The 21,831-nt window shown below is 64.8% G+C and carries 19 protein-coding genes and 2 pseudogenes; 18 read left to right on the top strand and 3 right to left on the bottom strand.

Annotation, left to right across the window (positions count from 1 at the left end; all coding sequences use genetic code 11):
- On the bottom strand, positions 1 to 1,278 hold the full coding sequence (locus AQ610_RS18955) for an IS256 family transposase (protein ID WP_059213582.1): 1,278 nt from the start codon (positions 1,276 to 1,278) through the stop codon (positions 1 to 3).
- Positions 1,279 to 1,410: 132 nt separating this feature from the next.
- On the opposite strand from AQ610_RS18955, the gene tnpC reads away from it, so the two are divergent.
- Entirely contained in the window at positions 1,411 to 2,964 is a 1,554-nt protein-coding gene (gene tnpC, locus AQ610_RS18950) for an IS66 family transposase (protein WP_045554676.1), read from the top strand.
- A gap of 62 nt (positions 2,965 to 3,026) precedes the next feature.
- Positions 3,027 to 3,725 (top strand): ISAs1 family transposase, encoded by a 699-nt coding sequence (locus AQ610_RS34125; RefSeq protein ID WP_080595235.1) that lies wholly within the window; start codon positions 3,027 to 3,029, stop codon positions 3,723 to 3,725.
- Between the two features lie 26 nt (positions 3,726 to 3,751).
- Here AQ610_RS34125 and AQ610_RS34120 read toward each other — a convergent pair.
- A pseudogene (locus AQ610_RS34120) lies at positions 3,752 to 4,264 on the bottom strand (efflux RND transporter permease subunit); the annotation flags it as partial.
- The gene (locus AQ610_RS18940) at positions 4,261 to 4,563 is read right to left on the bottom strand and encodes an efflux RND transporter periplasmic adaptor subunit (RefSeq protein ID WP_231748988.1); all 303 of its coding nucleotides are present in this window, start codon (positions 4,561 to 4,563) and stop codon (positions 4,261 to 4,263) included. The pseudogene AQ610_RS34120 and the gene AQ610_RS18940, both read right to left, overlap by 4 nt.
- A 118-nt stretch (positions 4,564 to 4,681) precedes the next feature.
- On the opposite strand from AQ610_RS18940, the gene AQ610_RS18935 reads away from it, so the two are divergent.
- The 16 genes and pseudogenes from AQ610_RS18935 (at position 4,682) to AQ610_RS18865 (ending at position 21,828) form a co-directional block, all read left to right on the top strand.
- Positions 4,682 to 5,641, top strand: coding sequence for a sugar-binding transcriptional regulator (locus AQ610_RS18935; protein WP_006029139.1), 960 nt, complete (start codon positions 4,682 to 4,684; stop codon positions 5,639 to 5,641).
- 33 nt (positions 5,642 to 5,674) lie between these two features.
- The gene (locus AQ610_RS18930; RefSeq protein WP_043283270.1) at positions 5,675 to 7,114 is read left to right on the top strand and encodes an extracellular solute-binding protein; all 1,440 of its coding nucleotides are present in this window, start codon (positions 5,675 to 5,677) and stop codon (positions 7,112 to 7,114) included.
- A gap of 166 nt (positions 7,115 to 7,280) precedes the next feature.
- Positions 7,281 to 8,162 carry a carbohydrate ABC transporter permease gene (locus AQ610_RS18925; RefSeq protein WP_045554690.1) on the top strand — a complete coding sequence of 294 codons (882 nt, stop codon included), beginning with the start codon at positions 7,281 to 7,283 and terminating at the stop codon, positions 8,160 to 8,162.
- Positions 8,163 to 8,179: 17 nt separating this feature from the next.
- Positions 8,180 to 9,034: a carbohydrate ABC transporter permease gene (locus AQ610_RS18920; protein WP_009917178.1), complete on the top strand. Its 855-nt coding sequence runs from the start codon at positions 8,180 to 8,182 to the stop codon at positions 9,032 to 9,034.
- A gap of 13 nt (positions 9,035 to 9,047) precedes the next feature.
- A complete protein-coding gene (locus AQ610_RS18915; RefSeq protein ID WP_043283272.1) occupies positions 9,048 to 10,142 on the top strand; it encodes an ABC transporter ATP-binding protein in 1,095 nt (364 codons plus the stop codon).
- 15 nt (positions 10,143 to 10,157) lie between these two features.
- Positions 10,158 to 11,309 (top strand): ABC transporter ATP-binding protein, encoded by a 1,152-nt coding sequence (locus tag AQ610_RS18910; protein ID WP_006029144.1) that lies wholly within the window; start codon positions 10,158 to 10,160, stop codon positions 11,307 to 11,309.
- 7 nt (positions 11,310 to 11,316) lie between these two features.
- On the top strand, positions 11,317 to 12,888 hold the full coding sequence (locus tag AQ610_RS18905; protein WP_099975914.1) for an FGGY-family carbohydrate kinase: 1,572 nt from the start codon (positions 11,317 to 11,319) through the stop codon (positions 12,886 to 12,888).
- Positions 12,889 to 12,910: 22 nt separating this feature from the next.
- Positions 12,911 to 13,969, top strand: a complete 1,059-nt coding sequence (locus AQ610_RS18900; RefSeq protein WP_009917182.1) for a 2-hydroxyacid dehydrogenase — start codon at positions 12,911 to 12,913, stop codon at positions 13,967 to 13,969.
- 4 nt (positions 13,970 to 13,973) lie between these two features.
- The gene (locus tag AQ610_RS18895; RefSeq protein ID WP_231748987.1) at positions 13,974 to 15,623 is read left to right on the top strand and encodes a glycerol-3-phosphate dehydrogenase/oxidase; all 1,650 of its coding nucleotides are present in this window, start codon (positions 13,974 to 13,976) and stop codon (positions 15,621 to 15,623) included.
- On the top strand, positions 15,620 to 16,348 hold the full coding sequence (locus AQ610_RS18890) for a class II aldolase/adducin family protein (RefSeq protein WP_009917184.1): 729 nt from the start codon (positions 15,620 to 15,622) through the stop codon (positions 16,346 to 16,348). The genes AQ610_RS18895 and AQ610_RS18890 overlap by 4 nt, the downstream gene beginning before the upstream one ends.
- 18 nt (positions 16,349 to 16,366) lie before the next feature.
- Entirely contained in the window at positions 16,367 to 17,653 is a 1,287-nt protein-coding gene (locus tag AQ610_RS18885; RefSeq protein WP_009917185.1) for an FGGY-family carbohydrate kinase, read from the top strand.
- Positions 17,650 to 18,570, top strand: coding sequence for a TIGR01459 family HAD-type hydrolase (locus tag AQ610_RS18880; RefSeq protein WP_009917186.1), 921 nt, complete (start codon positions 17,650 to 17,652; stop codon positions 18,568 to 18,570). Before AQ610_RS18885 ends, AQ610_RS18880 begins: the two co-directional genes overlap by 4 nt.
- Positions 18,567 to 19,619, top strand: a complete 1,053-nt coding sequence (locus AQ610_RS18875; RefSeq protein ID WP_009917188.1) for a class II aldolase/adducin family protein — start codon at positions 18,567 to 18,569, stop codon at positions 19,617 to 19,619. The genes AQ610_RS18880 and AQ610_RS18875 overlap by 4 nt, the downstream gene beginning before the upstream one ends.
- Positions 19,620 to 19,767: 148 nt before the next feature.
- Positions 19,768 to 19,992: pseudogene (locus tag AQ610_RS37480) on the top strand (hypothetical protein); the annotation flags it as partial.
- A 5-nt stretch (positions 19,993 to 19,997) separates the two neighbouring features.
- Positions 19,998 to 20,852 carry a glycerol-3-phosphate dehydrogenase gene (locus tag AQ610_RS18870; protein ID WP_006029151.1) on the top strand — a complete coding sequence of 285 codons (855 nt, stop codon included), beginning with the start codon at positions 19,998 to 20,000 and terminating at the stop codon, positions 20,850 to 20,852.
- A 43-nt stretch (positions 20,853 to 20,895) separates the two neighbouring features.
- Entirely contained in the window at positions 20,896 to 21,828 is a 933-nt protein-coding gene (locus tag AQ610_RS18865; RefSeq protein WP_006029152.1) for a sugar phosphate isomerase/epimerase family protein, read from the top strand.
- The last annotated feature ends 3 nt before the right edge of the window (positions 21,829 to 21,831 follow it).

The raw sequence follows: 21,831 nt of genomic DNA, 5'->3' as shown, positions 1-21,831 counted from the left end.
TCAGGCGGCGAGCGGTTGCTGAGCCGGTGTGCTTTCGGTCACCGGGGTACCATCCTTGAAGGGAATGCCGTTCATGAGCTGTTCGATCTTGTCCACGCCGCGGATACGGCGCCACGACTGTTCAGCCGATTCGATCAGCTTGAATGCCAGACCAAGGAAGGTCGCGCGCGACAGACAGTTGCGCGTACGCGTTGTGCGATGACGTACCGTCGCAAACGTCGATTCGATCGGGTTGGTCGTTCGCAGATGCTGCCAGTGTTCAGCTGGAAAGTCGTAGAACGCGAGCAACTCGTCGCGGTCCTTCGTGACCTTCTCAGCGGCCTTGGGATATTTGGCCGAATACGTCGCAACGAACTGGTTGAACGCGACGATGGCCTCGGCTCGCGTTGCCGCATTCCAGATTTCAGACAGGGCAGCCTTGGCGCGGCCGTGCTGCGATTTCGGCAGAGCGTTGAGCACGTTGCCGATCTTGTGGAACCAGCAGCGTTGTTGCCTGGTCTGCGGGAACACTTCTTCAAGCGCCGCCCACAGGCCCATCGCGCCGTCGCCAGTAGCCAGCAGCGGGCCGGCCTGCAGCCCGCGTGCCTTCAGGTCCAGCAACAGGTCACGCCACGAATCCTTCGATTCGCGATAGCCGTCGGCGAGCGCCACGCGCTCCTTGCTCCCGTCCGGCTTCACGCCGATGATCACCAGCAGGCACTGGCCATCGGAGTCTTCGCTGCGCGCGCCGGTGTGAATGCCATCAGCCCACCAGTAGACCCAGCGCGAGCCCGACAGGTCGCGTTTGTTCCATCGCTCGAACTCGTCGGCCCATTGCGCCTTCAGGCGCACCACGACATTGGGCGAGAGGCCTTTGGCTTGTTCGCCGAGCAGCACGCTGAACGCTTCGCTCATGTCGCCGGTGGAAACACCGCGCAGGTAAAGCCACGGCAGCGCCGCGCTCACCCGGGGCGACTTGCGCACGTAGGGCGGCACGATGTTCGAGTTGAACTTCACGCCCGAGCCCGAACGGTCACGCACCTTGGGCACCTGAACCGGCACGGGCCCGACTGCCGTGACGACCTCGCGTTCGGGCAGATAGCCGTTGCGCACGATCGCGCGCCGTCCGTCCAGCGTTTTCACGTTCGAATACTGCTCGAGCAATGCCGCCAATTCCGCCTCGATCGCCTGCTGGATAATCTGCCGCGCGCCCTGCTGGATCAGGTCGTCCAGACCGGGCAGGCCCTTCACTTCCGTTGCTGCTTGACTGCCGTTTGTTTCCTGCGTACGTTTCGCCATGGTGGTGGAGTTCGGTTGCTGGGTGTTACCGTGGAAAGCAACATTTTCAGCTAACCGCCACCGCCTTCTCATTTCCCGCCGACCACCCGCCGTACACCAAATTCGACATTAGCTCCTCGTAAACTGCGCCGCATGTCGAACGGCGCCGAACTTCCTGACGATGTTGAAACGCTGCGGGCCTTGCTGAGCGAGGCCCGTGCCCAGCTTGCCGAACGCGATCTTGAGATTGAGCACCTCAAGGCGCAGATCGACAAGCTCAAGCGCATGCAATTCGGACGCAAGTCCGAACAGTTGGATCGGGAGGTCGCGCGACTCGAGACGCATCTCGAGGATCTGACGGGTGGGCGTGGTGTCGCTGATGTGCGGCGTGCCCGCCAATCGAGCGCAAGCACGCCGGTCGGCGACGCGTCGCCGAAAGAGGCGCTGCCGCCACATCTGCCGCGCGAAGAACGTGTGCTGGACGCTGATGCGACCTGCCCGAAGTGCGGCAGCGCCATGCAGCCACTCGGAGAAGACGTGTCCGAGCAACTCGCCCGGGTCGCGGCAGTGTTCAAGGTGATTCGCACGATCCGGCGCAAGACGGTCTGTCCGTGCGGGCACCATGTCTCGCAGTCGCCGATGCCGGGCTTGCCGATCACGCGCAGCATCGCCCATCCGAGCCTGCTGGCCGACATCCTCGTCTCGAAGTACGCGGACCACACGCCGTTGTACCGGCAGTCGCAGATTGCCGCGCGCGACGGCGTGAAGCTCGATCCGGCCAGCATGGGCCGCTGGGTCGGCCAGTGCGAGGCGCTTTGCGAGCCGCTGACTGAGGCGCTGCGCCGCTACACGATGGCACCGTCCAAGCTGCACGCGGACGACACGCCGATCCCGGTGCTCGCGCCGGGCAACAAGAAGACGAAGACCGGACGGCTCTGGGTGTACGTGCGCGACGACAGCCGTTCGGGCTCGACGGAACCGGCTGCGGTGTGGTTTGCCTACTCGCCGGACCGCAAGGGCATCCACCCGCAGACCCATCTCGCCGGATTCAAGGGCATCCTGCAGGCCGACGCCTATAGCGGCTTCAACGAACTGTACGAGAGCGGCAAGATCCGTGAAGCTGCATGTTGGGACCACGCGAGACGGTACATCTACGAGGTTCACGACCGCACGCCGACCGACGCGACCCGACAGGTACTCGAATTGATCGGCGAACTCTACGGCATCGAGGCCGATATCCGCGGCCAACCCGCCGCTGAACGACTGCGCGTGCGGCGGGAGAAAAGCGCGCCGCTGCTGGCAGCCATCAAGGCGTGGATGACGGACAAGCTCGCGACGCTGTCGAAGAAATCCGAGCTGGCCAAGGCAATCCGTTACTCGCTCAACCAGTGGGACGCGCTCATGCTGTACTGCGAAGAGGGCCGTGCCGAGATCAGCAACGCCTTGGCCGAAAACGCGCTGCGCTGTGTGAGTCTGGGTCGCAAGAACTTCCTGTTCGCCGGCTCCGATAGCGGGGGCGAGCGGGCTGCGGCGATGTACGGCCTGATCGGCACGTGCAAGCTCAACGGGATCAACCCGCGCGCCTACCTCGAATACGTCCTGACCCATATCGCTGACCATCCCATCAACCGCATCGACGAACTGCTACCCTGGAACGTCGCCAAGAAACTGCCCCGGCAGCCGGATCCAGCACCATCGCCTGCATGATTGCCAGCCAGTGAGATCCAGGTAGCCCGAATCCCGATCATGCTTCACGCGGGCGTCGCATTGTGGACGGCCGTCGTGAGGTGCTTACGGCGATTCCGGAACTGCTGGCCGCGCTCGATCTGCAGGGCGCGACGGTGACCATCGATGCGATCGGCACCCAGCTTGGGATTGCCCACACGATCGTCGAGGCCGGAGCGGACTATGTGCTAGCGGTCAAGGACAATCAGCCGCGACTGGCCGAAGGTGTCCGCCAGTGGTTTGAGGCCGCGCACGATGGCAAGCTCGAAGGCTCGTACTGGGAGCACACTGAACATGACAAGGGCCACGGGCGGCTGGAGACGCGGGTTTGCCGGGTCAGTGAGGATGTGGCGTGGCTGGCGAGTACAGGACAGCATTGGGCGGGTCTCCAGCGGCTGGTGATGCTCGAGCGCACACGCCAGATCGGCCAGAAGGTGACGACCGAGCGTTGCTATTACATCAGCTCGAAAGCCGTGAAAGCGGCCCAGATGGCCCAACTCATCCGTGCCCACTGGGGCATCGAGAATCAACTGCACTGGGTACTGGACGTGTCTTGGGGCGAGGATGCGAGCCTGATTCGTGATACCGTGGCCGCCCGGAACATGGCCAGCCTGCGTAAGATCACCCTCAATCTCGCCCGGCTGGCCCAGAACCGCCAGCCGAAAAAGGTCAGCCTGAAGAATATCCGTAACCTCGCTGCATGGGATACCGCCATGCGCGACGACATCCTTGGCCTTGCCTGACGCGGCCCTTCATGCGGAAGCCCTGTCGCGATGCCCGGGATTGACGACAACAGAGGCCGGATCTGGTATTGCGCAAGCTCGTAGAGCGCTGTCTGCGACTGGGTTTGTGAGGTCAGGCTGTACGCAATGATCGGAAACGCCGTCGGGTCCATCCGCTTGACGTCCATCGTCGTGCCGGGCGGCAGCTTCGACAGGATCGCGCCGACGGCTGCCTGTACCTGCAGCGTCGCCTGCGCCATGTCCGTACCCCAGTCGAAGTTGATGGAGACCATGCCATTGCCCCGGCTGCTGGTCGACTGGAGATCCTGCACGCCCGGCACACGGCGAACCGCTTCCTCGACGGGCGCCGTCACGACAGCTGCCATCTGTTCGGCCGGCCGGTCGCCTGCATCGAGAGAGACGACGACGCGAGGGAATGCCACGGCCGGAAAAAGCGACGTCGGCAGGCGGAATGCGGTCAGTATGCCGCCGACCGCGAACAGCGCGACGATGAAGAGCACCGAGCGCCGGTGGTGCTGCATCCACTGGCTGAATGTCATCGTGCGGCTCCCGTTACCCGCACGGCCATGCCGTCTTTCAATTCGTAGTTGCCAATCACGACGACCGGCCTGCCGGCATCAAGTGTGCCGTCAACACCGAGCGTCACGCCCTGATCGACCGCTGTCACGACGTTCACGCGTCGGGCATGGCCTCGATCGATCTGGAACACATAATCGCCTTTTGCATCGCGCAGCACCGCCGAGCGCGGCACGATCCAGTGTTGTAGCTGCGACACCGCAATATCGGCAGTCAGGCGCATGCCGGGCATCAGCATGGCGGTTGACGGGTGGGAAAACACCTATGAGTCCCTGCTTGACCTGATGATTCTCGCTACTTACGATGAACAAAATCACAGACACCGTACTAATTTTCATAGATCGTTGTCGTCAGGATCAATTTCCTCCGTTCCTTGATCGATGGATTCCGAACAAAGTCTCTCCCTTCGAGCCGCTTGGCTGGCATACGTCGGCGGCTACACGCAAGAACAAATCGCCGACCGGTTGACCATCTCGCGTGTCAAGGCGCACCGCCTGATTGCGGCTGCGACGCAGAACGGTCTGGTGAAGTTCTGGATCGAAGGCGTGCCGACCGACTGCATCGCCCTCGAGGAAGAGCTGATGAAGGCATTCGGGCTGAAGCGCTGCACCGTCGTGCCATCCATCGACGAAAACGGTGAACCGGGCAGCGAGATTGCCGCTCTCGCTGTCGCCGCCGCGCGCACGCTCGCGCGCAGGTTGGAAAGTGGCGAATTGAGTACGGTCGGTGTCGGACATGGCCGCACGCTGGCGGCAATGGTCGAGCGGTTGCCGCATCTGCAGTTGCCGAACGTGCGCTTTGTCTCGATGCTAGGCAGCCTGACGCGAAGTTCTGCTGCCAACCCCTATGACGTGATCGCACGCCTGACCGAGCGTACCGGCGGCGAGTGCTTTTTCCTGCCGGTACCTTTCATCGCCGATAGCAGCGCCGATGCTCGCGTGTTGGTAGCTCAGAGCGGGGTGCAGCACGTCTTCGAGCTAATACGTGCATGCCAGCTTTGCGTGGTTGGCATCGGCGACCTGGGCCCCGACACCCACCTGCAGCGCTTTCACTCGATCACGCCGGAGGATCGCGCGCGCTTGCTGCGCGCGGGCGCGGTGGGCGAGCTGGCCGGTCGCTTCGTCGACGCACAGGGCACGCTCGTGGATAGCGAATTGAACGAACGCGCTGTCGGAGTATCACTCGACGACCTGCGAGGCCGCGACGTGCTCGGCGTCGCGGGCGGCACATACAAGACCGACGCGATTCGTGCCGTCCTGCGTAGCGGTGTTCTCACCGCGCTGATTGTGGACGAGGCGACTGCGAAGCAAGTGCTTCGGCCGGCGGCCGATGCGTGCTAGCGATCCATACACCAAGAGGAAGAGGAGACTATGATGTCCGATGCACTGAAGGCTTTGGCCCGCGCGACGCTCGAGAACCGTCTAGGCCGCCGCGAGTTCCTGATCCGGGCGAGCGCGATGGGCTTTTCTACCGCCGTTGCCGGCATTGCGCTCAACGCTGTGTCCACCGAAGCGCTGGCCGCAGGCGGCGTGGATTTCAGAAAGCACCAAGGCAAGGCGATCAAGCTCCTGCTGAACAAGCACCCGTATGTCGACGCAATGCTGAAGAACCTGGAAAATTTCAAGGCGCTGACGGGCATTAACGTCACCTACGATATCTTCCCTGAAGACGTGTACTTCGACAAGGTCACTTCCGCGCTGGCGAGCAAGTCGAGCCAATACGACGCCTTCATGACGGGCGCCTATCAGACGTGGAAGTACGGTCCGGCTCGCCAGATTGTCGATTTGAACATTTTCCTTAGGAATCCAAATCTCACATCCGATGCCTACAGATGGGACGATGTCTATGACGGCCTGCGGACCTCGACCGCGTGGGACGGCAAGGCGGGTTCGCAGCTCGGCAGCGCAGGCTCGAAGCAGTGGGCGTTGCCGTGGGGCTTTGAGCTGAATTCGCTGAGCTATAACAAAAAGGCATTGGACGCGTTGGGCATGAAGGCGCCAAAGAGCCTGCCCGACCTGATAGAGAAAGCCAAGGCCGTCAGCAAGACAGGCAAGATGTATGGCGTCGGTGTGCGCGGTTCTCGCTCGTGGGCGACAATCCACGCCGGGTTCCTGTCGGGCTACATCAACTATGGCGGCAAGGACTTCACGAATGCGGGAGGCAAAATTGTCCCGGCAATGAACAGTCCGCAGAGCAAGGCCTTCCACAAGATGTGGATCGACATGCTCAAGAACGCCGGCCCGAAGAACTGGACCAACTACACCTGGTACGAGGTCGGCAACGACCTGGGTGCAGGCCAGTCGGCGATGATCTACGACGCCGACATCCTTGGCTACTTCATGAACGGCGGCTCCAACAAGGAGGCCGGCAATCTCGCGTACGCGGCCTTCACGCCCAATCCCGCCGCCAAGGCGCCAACGCCCAACGTCTGGATCTGGTCCTTTGCGATGAGCGAATTTTCCCGGCAAAAAGAAGCCGCCTGGTACTTCATGCAGTGGGCGACCGGCACCGAGAACACGACGTTCGGCGCGACGAAGGGCGATCTGGTCGACCCGATCCGCAAGTCGATCTGGGCTAACCCGGACTTTCAGCAACGCTTGGAGAAGAGTTATCCGGGCTACCTGAAGCAGTACCAGGATTCGATCGCCAATGCCAAGGTCTATTTCACGCCGCAGCAGCTGTTCCCTGAATTCGCGACCGAGTGGGCGGCGATGCTGCAGCAGATGTACGGAGGCCAGGTGCCGGTGGACGAAGGGCTGGACAAGCTGGTCGAGAGCCTGACCCGCCAGCTTCGGGACGTCGGCCTGGCCTGATCGTCACGAGCTGGGGGCGTTCGCCCCGTTCGAGGCCGGCAGACGTCTTCGTGCCGGCCGGTTTGTTCCCTTGACCGCAGGCGCGCTCCGGTTGCCCCGGTCGTCATATTGGAGCATTACCGTGTATACCCTCTCGCTTCGCGACGAGCGCAAGCCGCGGCGCGCCTTGCGTATCCACGCTGCGCTGCCATATTTGCTGAGCCTCCCGGCGCTACTGGCCTGTATCGGAATTCTGATCCCTTTCTTCACGGCCGTCGGCTATTCGTTCCAGCGCTATAACCTGTCGTTCCCGGACGCGCGCGCGTACATCTGGTTCGACAACTACTGGAGCCTGTTCACCGACAGCGAGTTCTGGAATACCGTGCGCGTGTCGCTTGTCTACACCGTCGCGACGGTGGGCGTCCAACTACTGCTCGGACTGGGCATTGCGCTCCTGCTGCAGAAGCGAAACGCTGTGAACAACGCGATAAGCGTGCTGCTGATCCTCCCGCTAATGGTCGCGCCGGCGATCGCCAGCCTGATGTGGAAGCTGATGACCAACCCGGGGTTCGGCGTGCTGAACTGGCTGCTCGGCCTCGTAGGCATCACCGACTTCGGCTGGGCGTCCAGGCCCGGCAGCGCGATGTTCACGGTCGTGCTGGTCGACACTTGGGTGTACACGCCCTTCATCACCGTGCTGCTGCTGGCAGGGTTGCGCGCGCTGCCGCGCCAGCCCTTCGAGGCGGCCGAGCTCGACGGAGTGCCGGCTACATTCGTGTTCTTTCGCATCACGCTGCCCATGCTGCTGCCTTACATCCTCACAGCGGGCATGTTTCGCATGCTCGACTCGATCCAGCAGTTCGACATTATCTACTCGATGACCCAGGGCGGACCCGGCAACGTGCTCACGGTTTTCCAAATCCAGGCGTACCTCGATGCATTCAGCTTTTCCAACATCGGGAAGTCGGCGGCGCTGGTGCTCGTGCTTTGGGCGATTACGTACGCGCTGTCCACGGTATTCATCAAGCACTGGCTCAAGCTCCGGCAGCGAGCCCGGGGTCAACTCTGAACGGGGCGACATCTGTCATGAATTTCGCTTTCTTGTTACGCGCGGGCCGTGTCGCCGCCCTTACGGCGGTGGGTCTGTTCTTCCTGTTTCCGTTCGTGTGGGTGCTGCTGATGAGCTTCATGACGAACCAGGATATCCTCCGCTCGACACCCTCGCTGATCTTCGAGCCGACGCTCGGCAACTACGTCTCTTTGATCAGGGGCGAGCTCAAGACCGACGTCGGCACGCTGACGAGCGACTACATCATGAACCTTGGCAACAGCATGTTGCTGTCGTCAGTTTCGGTCGCGCTTTCGCTGATCCTGGGCATTCCCGCCGCCTACGCGTTCGCGCGATTCAAGTTCAGGCTCGGCGAGGACATCGCGTTCATGCTGCTGTCGTTTCGCTTCGCTCCGCCAATCCTCGTGCTGCTGCCGCTTCAACTGTATTTTCAGGAGATCGGACTGTACGACACGTATGCGGGCCTGATCTGGGTATACCAGCTGATTACGCTGCCGCTGATCCTGTGGATCGTGCGCGGATACTTCGAGGACATCTCGCCGGATATCGAACACGCTTACCGCCTGGACGGCCACAGCTGGCTGAGGAGTTTCTTCAAGATCGCCATCCCGCTGGCGCGCCCGGGCATCGCGGCCGCCGGCTTGCTGGCTTTCATCTTTGCGTGGAACAACTTCGTCTTCGCGCTGATCCTGGGCTCGTCGTCGGTGCAACCAGTGACCGTGGGCGCAATGGCGTTCATTACCGCATCGGGCATCCAGTACGGGCAGATAGCCGCTGCGCTGATGCTCAGCGTTCTTCCCACCGCCACGATCGCACTGTTTGCCCAACGCTACCTCGTCGAGGGGTTGAGCCTCGGCGCCGTAAAAGGCTGACCCCATGGATGCCATGTCCTATCTCAAGATTGCGGGCCTGTCCAAGGCCTTTGGCAAGAAGCAGGTTCTCGACGGACTAGACCTCGAGGTGCGCCAGGGAGAGTGCCTGGTGGTGTTCGGCGGTTCGGGTTCCGGCAAGACCACGCTGCTGCGGCACATCGCCGGCGTGATGGAGGCCGATGCTGGCAGCATCGAGATCGGCGGCCGCGACGTTGCCGAGTTCGGCCCAGAGCAGCGGGGCGTGGCGATGGCGTTTCAGAACTTTGCGTTGTACCCGCACATGACCGCGTACGAGAATATCGCGAGCCCCTTGCGCGCGCGAAAAATGCCTGAGAATGAGGTGGCGGCCGGGGTGCAGGCGGTCGCGTCGCTGCTGCGCATCGACCACGTACTGATGCACCTGCCCAAACAACTGTCCAACGGCCAGAAGCAGCGCACCTCGCTCGCGCGCAGCCTCGTGCACAAGCCGCCGGTACTGCTGCTCGACGATCCGCTGCGCAACGTCGACGCAAAGATGCGTTTCGAGATGAGGCTGGAGTTCCCCCGCCTCTTCAAGGCATTCGGATCGACCGTACTTTACGTGACGCAGGACTACCGCGAAGCGCTGGCGCTGGGTGACCGGATCGGCGTGCTCGAGAGCGGAAGGTTCAAGCAGGTCGACAGCCCGTCCGCCATTTACCGTAACCCGGGCACGCGCGAAGTGGCGCGGCTGTTCGGCGACCCGCCGATCAACCTCTTCGAGGTCACGCCGCGCAACGAGGCGGGCGGCTTGGCGGTGAGTATCGCCGGCCTGACGCTGCGGCTGCCCGACATGCGGCACGACCTCATCGGCCGTACCTGTGTGCTGGGTGTGCGCCCCGAGGATGTGATCTTCGGCACCGAGCCGACACCCGGCGCCATGCCCGTCGTGCTCGAAGCGGCGATGCCGTTCAACGTGCGCACCATCACTTTGCTGAAGGCGGGGCTGGGTGGGACCAGCGTCGAAATGCTGGCCAGCCGTCCCGAGGATACGGAGCTGGCAGCCAACCGGGAGCGCATCCCCGGCTACGTGAGCATAGCGGCAGGCCGCACGATGTTTTTTGATTGCGCAACTGGTGCGCGTTTGTGACGAGCGGGAGTTTTCATGGCATCCGTGACGCTGGAGCAGGTCAGCAAGATCTACAAGGAAAAGGGCAAGGCTGGCAACAAGGCGGTCAAGTCCGTGGACCTTGCGATCCATGACGGCGAGATCATCTCGCTGCTTGGCTCGTCGGGCTGCGGCAAGACGAGCACGCTGCGCATGATCGCAGGCTTCGAGTCGGTCAGCGAAGGTACGATCCGCATCGGCTCGCGCGTGGTCAACGACCTCAAGCCCGCCGAGCGCAGCGTTGCGATGGCTTTCGAGGGATATGCGCTGTACCCGCCGCTCACCGTGGCCGATAACATCGGCTTCAGCTTGCTGCGCGGCAGAATGCCACGCGCGGATGTGCGCAGGCGCGTTCAGCACGTGGCCGAGCTGCTCGAGATCGTCGACATCCTCGACAGCTACCCGCCCACGCTGTCGGGCGGCCAGCAGCAGCGGGTGTCGCTGGCGCGGGCACTGGTGCGCCCAGCCGACCTGTACCTGCTCGACGAGCCGATGAGCCAACTCGAGCCGCAGCTGCGCGCCGTCCTGCGCGGCCGTATCAAGGAATACCTGATCGAGCATCGCATGACTTCGGTATTCGTCACGCATGATCAGACCGAGGCGGTAGCGCTGTCGGATCGGATCGCAGTGATGAGCAACGGAATGCTGCAGCAATTCGCTTCGCCGGCAGATCTCAAGGAGCGGCCGGCCAACCTGTTCGTTGCCGGCTTCATCGGTGAGCCTGCGATGAACCTCCTGCCCGCGCGGCTGACGTTGGCGGGCGGCCTACTTCAAGCTGTCGTGATGACCGACGATGGCGTCGGCGAGGCGCTGCGCGTGAGCTTCGGGCCGTTGGCGCGTGTAGCTCGCGCGGCTACACTGCACGAAGGCCAGGCGGTGCACCTGGGCGTGCGCTCTCACAAGATAGCGTTCGGCGGCACACCGGCGTGCGACAACACGGTGCGCGGCACGCTCGCATTCAACCAGTGGCAAGGCGACCAAAGCCATCTGGGCGTTGATGTCGGCGGCCACACCCTGCTTGTCGTGACCGACGGCGCACTCGACATTGACGATGGCGCGCCGGTTGATCTGTGCCTCCCCTTGGCCGCGCTGCACCTGTTCGACAGTGCCAGCGAGACGGCGCTGGTGCACGGAACCGAATTGCGCTGAGATGATCATGAGCGCACAAGACATCCTGATCGGCATTGACGCAGGCACATCGGTCATCAAGGCCGTCGCATTTGACGTCAACGGCGTGCAGATTGCGGTGGCGAGCCGGCCCAACACCGTCATGCTCGGCGACGATGGCGCTGCGGAGCAGGACATGGACGGGACCTGGGCCGATACCGCGGCGACGCTGCGGACGCTTGGGGAATCGGTGCCCGGTCTGGCTGAGCGCACACTGGCGCTGGCCGCGACCGCGCAGGGCGACGGCACTTGGCTAATCGACGCTCAAGGCCGCCCGGTTGGACCTGCCTTGTTGTGGCTGGATGGGCGGTCGGCGCCACATGCGCGCGCGCTACGTGCCAGCGCCGCCGGCGTCCAGCTGGCAGAACGCACAGGCACGGCGCTGAACCCCTCGATGCAGAGCAGCCAGTTGCTGTGGTTGCGCGAACACCAGCCTGACCGCCTGGCGCGCGCTGAGATGGCGTTGCACTGCAAGGATTGGCTCTACCTCTGCTTCACCGGCGAGCGCTGCACTTGCCCGTGCGAAGGCGTGTTCACCTTCGGAGACTGGCGTCGTCGCGCATACGACGACGAAACGCTCGCGTTGCTTGGCCTTGCCGATTGCAGGCAACTGCTTCCGCCGCTGCTCGACGGCACCAGCCGCACCGCGCCGCTCACTGCGCAGGCCGCGCAAGCGTGCGGATTGCGCGCCGGCACGCCGGTGGCGCTCTCGGTCATGGACGTTCCCGCCACCGTGCTGGGCGGCGGCGGCGTGGCCTTTGAAGGCGGCACGATGCGCCGTGTAGGCTGTTCCATTCTTGGCAGCACGGGTATGCATGGTTGGGTCAGCGACGATGCGGCCCGCATAGTGCCGAGCGCCGAAGCCGGCTACACGATGCTCATGCCGCTGCGGGGGACGCAGGCAAGGTTGATGTCGCACATGGCAGCGACGCTGAACATCGACTGGCTGCTGGCGTGGCTGAGTGAAGCCGCGGCGCTGGCCGGCGCCACGCTGCCACCCAAGGCGCAGTTGCTGCAACGCCTTAACGAGATGGTGCTCGCCGCGATTCCTGCCCAGGCGATCTACCACCCCTACATTGCCGAGAACGGCGAACGTGGCCCCTTCGTCGACAGCGATGCCCGCGCCCAGCTCAGTGGATTCAGTGCGACGCTGGGCCTAGCGGGCACGGTGCGCGCCGTGTTTGAGGGAATCTGCCTGGCGGCACGCGATTGCTACTCAGCGCTTGGCGAGCTCCCTCCCGAAATCCGCCTGACCGGAGGTGCGGCACGCAGCCCGGCGCTGCGTCAGCTCTTGGCCAGCGTCACTGGCCGGCCGGTGCGCGTGTCGCACCGTGAAGAATGCGGCGCTGCTGGCGCGGCGATCTGCGCCGCGGTCGGGGCGGGCGTACTCGGCAGCGTGCGCGAAACGTTGCCGACCTGGGTGGATCGCTGGCTCGACCCGCAGACCATCATGCCCGATGCGCAGCAGACAGCGCTATACGACACCGTCTTTTCCATCTATCGCCAGATGGCCGCACAGTTACGGCCGGCGTGGCACGCGCTGGCCGCCGGCCGCTGCTGAACCCATCATCCTGGAGGCACCCATGACCATACTGACTGTGGCCGTGATAGGCGACCGCTTCATGAAACCCCAGTACTTCGTCGATGCGTTGAGTGCCGCGCTACCTCGTGCGACGATTGACATTCGCACTCTCGAACTCGCGTGGCCCGACGTCCCGATGGCGCACGGCTACGCTGTGGGTTCCTGCGCCCCTGGTCTCAAGGGCCTGAAGGAATACCTTGGCGAACCTGCGGAGATCGCTTCATTCATCGGCGACGCAGAGGTGCTGATCAATCACCTCGCGCCGGTTACAGCCGAGATGCTGGAGTGCTTGTCGGCATTGCGATTCATCGCCGTCGCACGTGGCGGGCCGGTCAACATCGACCTGGCGTCAGCGCGTGCGAAGGGGATCAAGGTGGTAAATGCGCCCGGTCGCAATGCCAGCGCGGTAGCCGAGTTCACGATCGGCATGATCCTCGCGCAGACGCGGCTGCTGACCGCTGGTCACGCGACGCTCAGTCGTGGTGAATGGCGTGGCGAACTCTACCGCGCAGACTTGACCGGCGACGAACTCTGCAACATGACCGTGGGGCTCATCGGCTACGGCCACATCGGCTCGAAGGTCACCAAACTGTTGCGGCCATTCGGCTGTCGCATCCTGGTAACCGACCCCTATGCCGCGCTCGACGCGGTCGACCGTGCCGCAGGCATCGAGCAGGTCGACATGGACACGCTGCTGCGCAAGAGCGACGTGGTGTCGCTGCATGCGCGCGTTACGCCTGAGACTACCGGCTTCATCGACGCGGCCGCCTTCGCGCGCATGAAGCGCGGCGCCTACTTCATCAACACCGCGCGCGGACCGATGGTGAACTACGGCGACCTCCATGCAGCCCTTGCCGGCGGCCACCTGCGCGGCGCCGGGCTGGAGACCTTCGCGGTCGAGCCCTGCGATCCGGCCGACCCGCTTCTGAGCCTGCCCAACGTGTCGCTGACCCCGCACATCGCCGGCGCATCGCTGCAGACGGTGCGTTGCGCGGCGGACATGGTGGCCGAGGAATTGCGCCGCTACGTGGCCGGCGAGGCAGCACTCAACCCGAGTTGACGCCGTGGACCGAACCCAACTGAACCCCGCGCAACGCATGCGCGATTTGGCCGCCGCCGTTACCGACACTGCCGATGTGCTGGTGATCGGGGCAGGCGTGACCGGTGCCGGCGCTGCACTCGATGCTTCCGCGCGTGGTCTGTCGGTGGTGCTGGTCGAGGCCGGAGACATCGCGGCTGGTACCTCGTCGCGCTCGGGCAAAACCTTCCACGGCGGCCTGCGCTACCTGGAGCAGTTGAACTTCAAACTGGTCGCGCACGCCATCGAGGAGCGCGACCTGATGCTGCGCACGGTGTGCCCGCACATCGCCTGGCCCGAGGCCTTCGTTTATCCGCTGACGCATCACTGGGAGCGAGCTTATGTCGGCGCCGGCGTCATGCTCTACGACCTGCTTGGCTTGAAGGGCGGGGCCGTTCCGCGCCAGCGGCACTTCGGCCGCCGCAGCCTGAAGGCGCATATGCCCTCGATCGAGGATACCCGGGTGGTCGGTGGCATTCAGTACTACGATGCGCTGATGGACGATGCGCGCCACACGCTCGCCGTCGTACGCACCGCCGCCGGCCTGGGCGCGCGGGTGCTGACCGGCGCGCCGGTGGTCGAATTTGTCAAAAATGCGAACGGCGCGGTGGGCGGCGCTGTAGTGCAGGACATGGCCACCGGCCAGCGCCACACGCTGCGCGCCCGGGCAGTGATCAATGCCGGGGGCGTATGGGCCGACGACCTTCAGCGGCTAGCGGGCGCCAACACCTTCCACGTGCAGCCGGCCAAAGGCGTGCACCTGCTGCTGCCCGCCTCCGCGATCGACGCGAAGGCCGGGATTCTGGCCCGCGCCACCGACTCGGTGATCATTGCCCGGCGTTGGTACGACTACTGGCTGGTCGGCACCACCGACACGCCGTGGGATCGCACCAAAGGTTGCCCGGTGGCCGAATGTGCCGACATCGAGTACCTGCTGGACAACCTGAACGGTTATCTTGCGCGCAAGGTGCGGCCGCAGGACGTGCTGGGCGTGTTCGCGGGCCTGCGACCGCTGATCAAACAGGTCGACGGCGCGGACATCACCTCTGCGCTGTCGCGCGACCACGCGGTACTGTCGGGGCCCGTCGGCCTGACCACCGTGGTCGGCGGTAAATACACGACCTACCGCCGCATGGCGCGCGATGCCGTCGATGCCGCGCTCGTGCCGCTGGGCATTACCACGCCATCCACCACCGCTACTTTGCCGTTACTGGGCGCCGGGCGCTGGGCCGAGGTGCGCGACCGGGCGGCGGAGATCGCTCAAAGCCACGGCTTGCCTGAAGCCACAGTGCGTTCCTTGCTCGCACGTCATGGCGACCGTATCGAGGACGTGCTGGCACTAGCCAGTGTCGATGCGCGTCTTGCCGAGCCGTTGCCTCACGTGCCCCGCTACTTGCGTGCGGAACTGCCATACGCGGTGCAGGCCGAAGGTGCACGTTCGTTGATGGACGTGATGGTGCGCCGCCTGCGCCTGTCCATCGAGCTTCCGGACGGCGGCGCTGCCTTTGCCGAGGAGGCGGCTGCACTAGTGAGCGCGCCGCTGGGCTGGACGCCCGAGCGCGCCGCGGCTGAAGTTGAGACCTATCGCACGCTCGTCGCCACTGAGCGGGCTGCACTGGAGGAACTGCAAACATGATGCCGACAAACGAAACGACAAGCACAACCGGAACCTGTACCGCGGACGAGGCGGCTGCGCGCCAGCTCATGGTGGCCTATGCGCAACGCTTTGCGCCAAGCGGACTCTCGCAAGGCACATCGGGCAATCTCAGTATGCGCTGGCACGATGGCGAACATGCGGGCATGCTCATCACGCCCAGCGGCGTCGACTACACACGGCTCGGTCCTGGCGATCTGGCTTTCATGCGGCTCGACGATGCAAGCTGGAGCGGCCCGCTCAAGCCTTCGTCAGAGTGGCGCTTCCACCGCGACATCTACGTGGCCCGGCCCGAGACGGGCGCGGTGGTCCACGCCCACCCGACCCATGCGACCGCCGTCGCGGTGCAGCGCCGCGACATCCCCGCCTTCCACTACATGGTGGCGGTGGCCGGTGGCCGAGACATCCGCTGCGCGCCTTACGCCACCTATGGGACGGAGGCGCTGTCGCAGCACGCGCTGCACGCACTCGCCGACCGCCGCGCCTGCCTGCTGGCCAATCACGGGCTGATTGCGGTAGGCGCAGATCTCGCCGCGGCCTTCGCGCTGGCGCAGGAGGTCGAGGAATTGTCCCGGCAATACCTGCTGGCGCTGGCCGTCGGGCAGCCGGTCGTCCTCCCCGATGACGAAATGGATCGAGTGCTTGAGGCCTTCAAGAGCTACGGGGCCAACGCGCAGAAGGGCTGCGCGCTGCCTGGCCACGCATGAGCCGCACGTGAGCGAAATATGAACCGCCTTTTCATCGGCATTGACATCGGCACCTCCGGCGTGCGCGCAGTCGCCCAGGACGAATCGGGTGCCGTGCTGGCCCAGTCTCGCAAGCCGCTGCCCGCGCCGCGCCGCGAAGGTAGTAGCGGCGCGCGGATCACGCAGGACCCGGCCCTGTGGTGGACGGCAGTGGAGACCGCACTTCACGCGCTACTCGATCAGGTTGACCGCGCATCGGTGACGGCACTTGCGGTGGACGGCACCTCGGGCACGCTTCTGCTGTGTGACGACGCGGGCCGGCCCTTGTCGGCGGGCTGGATGTACAACGAAGCAAGTTGCGAAGCCGAGGCGGCGCGCGTGAGCACGGCGGCCCCCGCCGCCAGCCCGGCGCGCGGCCTGGCGTCGCCACTGGCGCGGTTACTGCACCTGCAGGCGCAACATCCAGAGGCCGCCCATGCCTTGCATCAGGCCGAGTGGATCGCCGGTTGCCTCACTGGCTGCTGGGGTCTGTCCGACGAGAACAATGCGCTCAAGCTCGGCTACGATGTGCGCGCGCGCTGCTGGCCCGACTGGTTTGACGCGCTGGGTGTGCGTCGCGAGATGCTGCCACGCGTGCACCCGCCCGGCACGCCCCTGGCACTTGTCGACGGCGAGCTCGCGCAGCGCTTCGGGCTGCGTGCCGGCGTGCTCGTGGGCGCCGGCACGACCGATGGCGTGGCGGCCTTCCTTGCAACCGGGGCCAGCGAAATCGGCGACGCCGTCACTTCGCTGGGCAGCACGCTGGTAGTCAAGCAACTCAGCGACCGGCCCGTGTTCGCGCCGGAACAGGGCGTCTACAGTCACCGCTTGGGCGAGCGCTGGCTGCCCGGTGGCGCCTCCAATAGCGGTGGCGCTGCGTTGCTTCGCTTTTTCAGCGCGGCGCAGATGGACGCGCTCACGCCGTGCTTGCGGCCCGACGAACCCACGGGGCTCGACTACTACCCGCTGCCTGCAGACGGCGAGCGCTTTCCAGTGTGCGATCCAGCGTGGCCGGCACGAGTCGCGCCACGGCCGGACGACGACACGCACTTTTTCCAGGGGCTGCTTGAAGGTATGGCGGAGGTCGAGCGCCTGGCCTTCGGGCGACTCGCCTCACTAGGCGCGCCGCGGCTCACCCGCGTGTTCACAGCCGGCGGGGGCGCGCACAACGCAGCCTGGCGGCGGATCCGGGCCCGGGTGCTGGGCGTGCCGGTGCTGCAACCCGCGCACGTCGACGCTGCCGTGGGCGCGGCGCGGCTCGCGCGCCAAGCTTGGGAGGCATCATGACGCGCTGGATTGCCGGCCTCGGAAATCTGCATGAAGCCTACGACGGGTTTATCGTCGATCAGTTCGGTGTGCTGCATGACGGCATACGGCCGTACCCCGGCGCGGCCGAGGCGTTGCGTGAGCTCAGGGCGCGCGGCAAGCGTGTGCTTGTACTGTCGAACTCGGGCAAGCGTGCCGAGGCCAACGCGTTGCGGCTGTTGCACTTCGGCGTCACGCCCGAACACTACGACGCGCTGATCACTTCGGGCGAACTGCTGTGGCAGATGCTGCGGCGGTGCGACCGCGCGCCCTTCGACCAGCTGGGCCGGTGCCTGTGGTTGGGCCACCCGCCCGAAGATGCCCCAACTCTGGACGGCCTCGACTGGAGCCCTGCAGCTAAGCCCGCAGAGGCCGACGCGCTGTTACTGGCCAGCATGCCTGATGCACCCGATGCCGCCGCACGCATGTGGCCGCTGCTGGCCGAGGGCTTGCCGCATGCTCTGCCGCTGATCTGTGCCAACCCTGACCTGGAACGGCTCACCGAGCGTGGCGTCGAGCCCTCGGCCGGCGCGCTGGCCTCGCGCTACGAGGCTGACGGCGGCAAAGTGGTGTGGCTCGGCAAACCGCATCCCCTGATTTACGACGTCTGCCGCGAGCTGCTCGCGCGCCTGGGCGCGCAGCGCCTCGTGGCCATTGGCGATTCGCTCGCGCATGACATCGGAGGCGGCGCGGCGGCAGGCTGCGACACCTGTTTTATCGCCGGTGGCCTGCATGGACGCGCTTTTGCCGAAGCGGTGCCCGATGCCGCACGCGACGCCCTGCTGCGCCAGCTCGTGACCGCTGACGCCCATCGCGGCGCCCGTGCCCCTGACTGGGCGCTTTCCACCCTGCGCTGGGCCGAAGGCCCGGCGAGCGCAATTTTGATCAATACGCCATGAACGAACGCTCTTCACCCTGTGATTCCCTCTCGGCGCTGTGCGAGGCATCTGCCCGGCTGGGCGCTGATCCTTCGCTTATCCAGGCTGCCGGTGGGAACACCTCGCTAAAGGACGGCGACACCCTCTGGGTCAAGGCCTCGGGGCTGCGGCTGCGCGATGCGCTGCGGCGGCCGATGTTCGTGCCCGTGGCGCTCGATGCGGTCCGACGCGGCGTAGCGGCGCAAACGGCCGATCCCGTCGGGCCGGCCCTGTTGCGCGAGCGTGCAGCCGAAGGGCTGCGCCCCTCGATCGAGACAACGCTGCACGCGCTAATGCCGCACTCCGCGGTGTTGCATGTGCACGCGGTGGACGCGATCGCGTGGGCCGTTCAGCCTGACGCGCCAGTGCACCTTGCTGGCCTACTGGCTTGCGAGCGATGGGCCTGGGTGCCCTACGAGCGGCCCGGGTTGCCCCTCACTCTGGCAGTGGCGCGCATCACTGCGTCTGTGGCGGTAGACGTGCTCGTGCTTGGCAGCCACGGCCTGGTGGTCGGTGGCGACACAGTGGCCGACGCCGAGCGGCGGCTGGCACGTGTGGTCGGTCTGCTTAGGCGACCGGTCCGCGCGGCACCTCAGCCGGATCTGGCCGCGCTGGAGGCCGATGCGAGCGGTACTGGCTGGCGTCTGCCACTGCACGCGCGCGCGCACGCAGTGGCTACTGATGTGCTCAACCTCAGTCGCGCACGGTGCGGTGTGCTGTACCCCGACCACGTGGTATTCCTCGGCATCGGGCTAGAGTCCCTGTCGGAAGGCGCGGAAGGCTTGGCATTGCGCTCAGCGCTTGTACAGCGCCGTGGTGGCGCTGAGGCACCGCCGTGTCTGGCGCTGCCCGGGAGAGGCATGCTTGTGCGCGACGACGTCGGCGAGGCCGCTGAGGAATTGCTCGCCTGTTGGGCCGACGTGCTGGTTCGCCTGCCCGAATCGCCAGAGCCAGTCTACCTCGCCGATGAAGAGGCACGCAGCCTGGCGGACTGGGAGGCCGAAAAGTTCAGACTACAGCAGGCGCGCTAAGGGCTGGCCTTGCGCAAATCGGGCAGTCCGTCGAGGGACTACCGCAATCGCTGGCCTTGGCCGCCTTCAACGTAAGTCAGTATGACTTTCGTGTCGCAGTGGCTGGCCTGCCGAGCGAATCAAACGCTGGTTAGCATTACTGCCAGAGCTGCACGGGCATAGGCATGGGCCATGCCCCGGAAATTTCGACACGAATGCGGGACTGGACGTCCACAAGGATTCTATTACGGTCGCCTATTCCGTCGGCAATGGTGAGGTCGAACTGATGGGAAAAATCGCAACGACGAAAGCTGCGATCGACGGTCTGTGCAAACGGCTGCTCGCAAAATCTGCACATGTGCGCGCTGTCTATGAGGTGGGGCCGTGCGGCTATCCGAAGTGATCGGTCGCGCGGGCGCGCAATCGACACGCAAGGTGCGGCTCGTCAAGGGCAGCCATCTCGTCACGCCGAAGTTCTGGGAAGGTCCGCATTCCTACCTCGTGCAGAACCATGACAAGCGCGTGATCTTCATCAACGCATACGAAGGCGACAAGGCGCTCATCGGGACAACCGACATCGCCTGGGACGGAGCCCCGGAAACGGTGGCGATCACGAACGACGAGATCGACTATCTGCTCTGCGCGGTGAACCGCTATTTCGAGCATCCGTTGCGCAGGCAGGACATCGTGGAGACGTTCTCCGGCGTGCGCCCGCTCTACGACGACGGCAAGGGCAATCCGTCGGCCGTAACGCGCGACTACGTGTTCGATATGGACGTTTCCGGCGGTGCGCCGCTCTTGAATGTCTTCGGGGGCAAGATCACCACCTTCCGCAAGCTCGCCGAGCACGCGCTGCAAAAGCTGCAGCCGACCTTCCCGAAGATGGGCGTGGACTGGACCGCAGCCGCCACGCTGCCGGGTGGCGACATCGAAGGCGCCGACGTGCCGCGTTTCATGGCGAAGCTCCAGGCGCAGTACGAATGGCTGCCGCGTAACCTGTTGCGCCATTACGCGCAGACCCACGGCACGCTCACGCCCCGGGTGATCAACGGCGCGACTTCGCTTGCCGGTCTGGGGCAGCAGTTCGGGCCCACCTTCTATGAGGCGGAGGCACGTTATCTGATGGCTAACGAATGGGCCGAATCGGCCGACGACATGCTCACGCGGCGCACCAAACATGGCTTGCACATGAGCGCCGAGCAAAAGGCCGCCTTTGGAGTCTGGCTCGACGGCCCGGCCGCGAAATCCGCATAAGCGCGGCGAGGCGGCACCGAAACCCACACGACACGAGACGAACATGGCATTCACGCTTGCACTGAACACGAATCCGCTGGTGAACCGCTTTGCCGAGCCGGGCGACCTGATCGATGCCATTGCGCACGACATGAAGATCCGTGACGTGCAGTTGACTCACGAGTTCATCAATCCGTCGTGGCCGGCGGCGATCACGCGCAGGCTGACGCGCGAGATGCGCGCGGCGATGACGCGCACCGGCGTGCGCATCACGTCTGGCATGACGGGGCCCTACGGGCGGCTGAATTACTTCGGCCACCCGGACGCGGAGGTGCGCCGCTATTACGTCGGCTGGTTCAAGACCTTCGCGGATATCATCGCCGACCTGGGCGGCGATTCCATCGGCACGCAGTTCGCCATCTTCACGTACAAGGATTTCGACGACCCGGCGCGCCGCGACGCGCTGATTCAGACTGCGATCGATTGCTGGGCCGAAGTCGCCGGGCATGCGAAGGCAGCGGGGCTGAAATACGTGTTCTGGGAACCGATGTCGATCGGCCGCGAATTCGGCGAGACCATTGCCGCGTGCATGGCGCTGCAGGACAAGTTGAGCGCCGCAAACATGGCGATTCCCATGTGGATGATGGCCGATATCGACCACGGCGACGTCACCAGCCCCAATCCCGACGACTTCGACCCGTATGCGTGGGCGCGCGCCGTGCCGCGCGTGTCGCCGATCATTCACATCAAGCAGTCGCTGATGGACAAGGGTGGTCATCGTCCTTTCACCGCCGAGTTCAACGCGCGCGGCCGCATTCAGCCCGAGCCGCTGATCAAGGCGCTGCGCGAGGGCGGTGGACGCGACAACGAGATTTGCCTCGAGTTGTCGTTCAAGGAGCGCGAGCCGACCGACCGGCAGGTCGTCGAACAGATCGCCGAATCCGTGGCGTTCTGGGCGCCGTATTTCGATACCGGTGTTGCCGATCTGAATATCTGAGGA

The sequence above is a fragment of the Burkholderia humptydooensis genome, from assembly GCF_001513745.1.
GTDB classification, from domain to species: Bacteria; Pseudomonadota; Gammaproteobacteria; order Burkholderiales; family Burkholderiaceae; genus Burkholderia; species Burkholderia humptydooensis.
Note: the sequence above shows the minus strand (reverse complement) of the source record. Positions and strands in the feature narration are given on the sequence as shown.